At 53.4% G+C, this 4,958-nt stretch carries 6 protein-coding genes; 3 read left to right on the forward strand and 3 right to left on the reverse strand.

Annotated elements, in window-relative coordinates; translation table 11 throughout:
• From MVD07_RS08640 to MVD07_RS08650, 3 genes are all read right to left on the reverse strand, one after another.
• The coding region (locus MVD07_RS08640) for a DNA-directed RNA polymerase subunit B'' (protein ID WP_297500928.1) at positions 1 to 2,387 on the reverse strand (2,387 nt) is incomplete at its 3' end.
• A 16-nt stretch (positions 2,388 to 2,403) separates the two neighbouring features.
• Positions 2,404 to 2,652 carry a DNA-directed RNA polymerase subunit H gene (locus MVD07_RS08645; protein ID WP_297500916.1) on the reverse strand — a complete coding sequence of 83 codons (249 nt, stop codon included), beginning with the start codon at positions 2,650 to 2,652 and terminating at the stop codon, positions 2,404 to 2,406.
• Between the two features lie 188 nt (positions 2,653 to 2,840).
• Complete coding sequence (locus MVD07_RS08650; protein ID WP_297500919.1) at positions 2,841 to 3,521, reverse strand: thioredoxin family protein; 681 nt, start codon at positions 3,519 to 3,521, stop codon at positions 2,841 to 2,843.
• Positions 3,522 to 3,649: 128 nt separating this feature from the next.
• Between MVD07_RS08650 and MVD07_RS08655 the strand changes: the two genes are divergently transcribed.
• From MVD07_RS08655 to MVD07_RS08665, 3 genes are all read left to right on the forward strand, one after another.
• On the forward strand, positions 3,650 to 4,324 hold the full coding sequence (locus MVD07_RS08655; protein ID WP_297500921.1) for a transcriptional regulator: 675 nt from the start codon (positions 3,650 to 3,652) through the stop codon (positions 4,322 to 4,324).
• The gene (locus MVD07_RS08660; protein ID WP_297500924.1) at positions 4,308 to 4,511 is read left to right on the forward strand and encodes a 4Fe-4S binding protein; all 204 of its coding nucleotides are present in this window, start codon (positions 4,308 to 4,310) and stop codon (positions 4,509 to 4,511) included. Before MVD07_RS08655 ends, MVD07_RS08660 begins: the two co-directional genes overlap by 17 nt.
• Positions 4,508 to 4,958: NAD(P)/FAD-dependent oxidoreductase (locus tag MVD07_RS08665; RefSeq protein WP_297500926.1), on the forward strand; the 451-nt coding region annotated here is incomplete at its 3' end. The genes MVD07_RS08660 and MVD07_RS08665, both read left to right, overlap by 4 nt.

Below are 4,958 nucleotides of genomic sequence, written 5' to 3' on the forward strand. Positions count from 1 at the left end.
TGGTCGAGGTGGCGGTAGTATTTCTCACCGAGGTAGCCCTGAATTGTTGGATCTGGAACCTCGAAGTTGTCCTTCTGACCACCGAGGTAGCGCTTTTCCTCGGCCTCGTAGGTTCTGAAGAAGGTTGACCTAGCGAGACCACGCTCGATTGAGGCTTTGTTGATTATAACGGCATCCTCCATGTTGTAGCCGTGGTAGCTGAGGACGGCAACGATGAAGTTCTGACCGGCGGGTCTCTCCTCAAAGCCAACCGCCTTCATTATGCGCGAGTTAACGAGGGGAACCTGTGGGTAGTGCATCAGGTGGCCTCTCGTGTCAACTCTTATCCTGAAGTTGGCCCAGCCGAGACCGAGGCTCTGCTTTGCCATACCGGCCCCGTAGGTGTTACGCGGTGCCGCGTTGTGCTCTGGATATGGAACGAGAGAAGCGGGAATACCGAGTATTGCTGCAGGCATAAGCTCAAGGTGGGTGTGCTCCTCAGTGACTTCCCATGGCCAGGTGGCAACGTAGGCGTTCTCCTCTTCCTCTGCGTCGAGGTATTCAATGACGCCCATCTTTATGAGGTCGCTCCAGGTGAGCGTTCCGTTCTTTATGCCCTCGATGTGCTCCTTTGTGAGGTTTGGTATTCCGTTCTCAACTATGATTAGGGGCCTCCTAACTCTGCCGTCGTCGCTGTTGACGTATATCTCCCTGACTTCTTCCTCGTTGTAGATGGCCACGTTGATAACGTCGCTGATTTTGCCCCTTCTCCTGTCGGCCCTGATCCTCCTGACGAGGGCCTCACCATCCTCTATGGTTCCAATCAGGACACCGTTGAGGTAAACCCTGTAAAGACCTGGGGCCGGCCTTCTCTTCTCGATCGGGACGACACCGAGGAGCGAGAGGTAGTTCCTGACTTCTTCCTCGGAAATCCCCGTGGTTATCTGGGACATTAGGGAGAGGTTCTTAACGAGACCACAGTTCGGGCCTTCCGGAGTTTCCGTCGGACAGATCCTGCCCCAGTGGGTTCCGTGCAAGTCCCTCGCCTCGAAGTGTGGTTGCTCCCTGCTGAGCGGGGAAGTCACGCGCCTGAGGTGTGAGAGCGTCGAGATGTAATTGGTTCTGTCAAGAAGCTGGCTGACGCCGGTTCTTCCGCCCGGCCACGCGCCCGTCGCTAAGGCGTGTTCTATCCTCTCGCTCAGGACATCGGGCCTTATGGAGTTTCTAACAAACCGCTGTATGTTCTCGAAGGTGTACCTCTCTCCCTTCCTCTGGTAGGTCTTGGTCATCTGGTACTGCATGTCCTTTACAAGCTGGCCGAAGGCAACCCTGAAGAGGTCTTTGAGCAGATCTCCTGCCAGCTTAAGCCTCTTGTTGGCGTAGTGGTCTTTATCGTCCTCACCGCGGAGTCCGAGGGAGAGCTCCAGAACTTTGAGGGCCATCATACCTAGGTAATACGCCTTAGCTTTTCTGTCCTTCTCCTCAACGCCCATGTGGGGTAAGAGGTTGTTGTCTATTATGTTGTTGGCCCTCCTTAGCCGGTACTCCTTTGGCTGGCCCGGGAGGGAGAGCCTTCCAATGAGGTCAAGCGCCTCCTCCTGAGTTCTTATGTCGCCCGCATCTTCGAGGTTGTCAAAGAGAACCTGCTGTATCCTCGGGTCGTGGCTTACTGCCTCCACTATCTCCTTGTCGCTGAGAACCCCAAGGGCGCGCATTACGTAGACGAACTTAACTGGCTTGGGGACGTTGGGGATGGTGACGTATAGGATACCGTCCTTCTTCCTCTCGACGGTTATTAAGGCGCGGTAGCCGTGCCTGTAGGAGAAGACCTTCGCGACTATCTTGTTCTGCCTCTCATCCTTTTCAACAAGGGTCTTATTTGGGGCGAGGTCTTCGATAGAGACTATAACCCTCTCGGAGCCGTTTATTATGAAGTATCCTCCCGGGTCCCTCGGATCTTCACCGAGCTTTATGAGCTCTTCATCGCTAAGACCGTAGAGCCTGCAGGCCTTGGATTTCAGCATTATCGGGAGCTCGCCTATGCGAACCTCAACGCTCTCCTGCTCGATTCCATTGACGATGGGCACCATCTCAAGGTAGAGCGGAGCCGAGTAGGTGAGGTTCCTTATGCGGGCATCCATGGGGTAGAGGGGTCTCCTCTGGCCTTGAGCTTCTTGGAACTCCGGTTCGCCTATTCTTATCCTCCCGAACCTGACCTTAAAGTTCGGTATATCCGGGACAACCTCTTGGAACTCGTTGATGACCTCTTGGAGGCCGTAGTCTATGAAGGCGTTGTAAGAGTCAAGGTGCTGTCTCACAAGGCCCTTTTCCTTCCAGTAGGATTCCATAACAAGCCAGAGTTCATCCGGGGTTAAGAGGGGCTCGGAAACGGTCGGTCCTCTCGCCATAAACATCACCTCAGAATCAGTCCTCCACCACGAGGCGGTAATAGTAGTAGTATCCCGCCGTCGGGCTCTTACGCTTGATCTCGATCACGTCCCCGGGCTTCGCGCCGAGCGCCACAACAGCCGGGTCAGAAGCCTTTATTTGGGGGAGCTGGGAGATTTTTATGCGATATTTCCTGAGAAGCTCCTCCTTTTCCTCCTCGCTGAGCACCCTATGCTCGGGAACTAATTCATGGGTGAATATGTCAAACTCCTTTTTCGTGGCCACCGAGAACTGCCCCCTCAACGTTTTTATAGAACGATTTCACTACACCCACCTGCGGGTTCTCATATATAAGCTTTTCGAGTGGTCTCCGTTGAGAGAGTTTATATCGGTTGCGTAAACTTTAAGAACCGTTTTTCAGCCCGTTTCGGTTCGTTGATGTATTTTTATGTTCACCGAAAAAGATGAGAAAATCAGTCGAGGGCAGCGAGGAGCTTCTCAAGGAACATCTTCTCTGGATAGGCACCCTCGAACTGAACCTTGTCCTCGCCGTCGACCTGTATGACTATCTTCGGGACGGCCATGACGCTGTACTGGTCGGCCCACTCCGGATACTCAATCGCCTCGACCATATCACCGAGAATCCTGCCCTTCCCTGCCAGGGTGTTTTCGATGGCGAACTTGTGGGCCATTCTGACTGCCAGCGGGCAGTAGGGACAGGTCGGCGTCACGAAGACGAGTATCCTGACGTCCCTGTCAATGCCTCTGAGGTCATCTCTGCTCTCGGGCATCAGATCGGTGGTGCCGTTGCTGACGTCGACTATGTCCTCAAGGAAAGCCCCGAACTCGTGGCCGGCTGGAAGGCCGAAGTAGCGGACGCCCATGTCTTTACCGTCTTGGGTTATGGTAACCGCTGGAGCGCGGTCGATCCTGTACTGCTCGGCGATCTGCTTACCCTCCTCGCTGTCGAAGTCGATAACCTCATATGTGAGCTTTTCCGTCAGTTCACTGAGCTCGTTGACGAGCTGTTTGAGTTGGTCGCAGTACTGGCAGTGCTCCCTGCCCGTGAAGACGATGAGCTTAACCGGATTGGTTATCTTGGAGAAGAACTCCTCCTTAATTACCTTCTTGTCGGCATCGCTTATCAGTCCCATTCTTATCACCTCATAATCTTTATAACCATTAGAGCGCACTCCTTCCGGGTTTAAATACCCGGGTTTGCAACTTAAGGTTAAATGTCCACTATATAAGCTTTGCGTCACAGGTTTGGGTGGTGTTGGGCATGGGTGAACCGGACATATTTTACATCCTCGGGAACAGGGTGAGGAGGGACTTGCTGAGCCATCTCACTTGCACTGAGTGTTATTTCAGCTTCCTGAGCAGCAAGGTGAGCGTTTCTTCCACGGCCGTTGCAAAGCACCTTAAAATAATGGAGCGCGAGGGCATTCTGAAGTCCTACGAAAGGGAGGGTCCATTCATAGGGCCGGCGAGGAAGTACTATGATATAGCCGTCTCAAAGACCTACCTCGTCACGCTCACACCGAACATATTCTGGTACAAATCCCTCGACCTCTCCCCGAAACAGGTTGAGGAGGGCCCGCTCCCCAGTCTTATCGAGGACTTCCTTGAGCTCTCGGACGAGCTGAAGGCCCTTCTTGAGAGAATGGCCGAGATTGAATCCACCAGGGATTCCCTCATGGCGAAGATCAAGGAAAAGTACCTCAGGGAAGTCGGCGACATGACGGAGCTGGCGATACTCCACTACCTCCTCCTCAACGGCTCGGCAACTGTTGACGAGCTCTCCGACAGGCTGAACATCAAGGAAAGGGAGGTTCTGGTAAAAGTCCATGAACTGGACAGGTTCGTACCGTTAAGGATAAAAGAGGACAGGATTGAAATCGACAGGAAAAGACTAAAACAAAAGATCGGCGGTGAAACCGATGCCGGAGAAGATTAGGGTTGTTGTAAACGAAGACCGCTGTTACCTCTGCGGAGGCTGTGCTGGAGTCTGTCCGACGCTCGCGATAGAGGTGCACTCGACCCGCTGGGAGTTTCTGCAGGACAAGTGCATAAGCTGTAGGATATGCATCAACGCCTGCCCGGTTGGAGCGCTGAGCGCTGAACTCCTGGAGGTGAGAGAATGAGATGGAAATACGACGTTGTCGTCGTCGGTTCTGGAATTGCTGGTCCCATAATAGCGAGAAACGTTGCCAAAGCAGGCTACTCCGTTCTCCTCATAGACAAGAAGTGGGCAATAGGAACGCCGAAGCAGTGTGCCGAAGGAATAAGTATCAAGGTCTTCGAGAAGTACGGTATTCCCTACGATAAAAGGTTCATCAACCGCGAGATCTACGGTGCCAAACTCTACTCCCCGAGTGGCTACGAGCTTGAGCTCCGCTATAAAGAGGTCAGCGGTGTTATCCTTGAGAGGAAGGTCTTTGACAAGATGCTCGCTTACTATGCATCGAAGGCCGGCGCCGATGTTCTGGCCAGAACAGAGGCTTTAGACGTTATAAGGAAGGACGGCAAGATAGCCGGAATCAAGGCTAAGCACGAGGACGAGCCGGTCGAGGTTTACGCGGACATTATAG

Origin of the sequence: Thermococcus sp. (assembly GCF_027008145.1) — an archaeon.
In the GTDB taxonomy this organism is placed as follows: Archaea; Methanobacteriota_B; Thermococci; order Thermococcales; family Thermococcaceae; genus Thermococcus.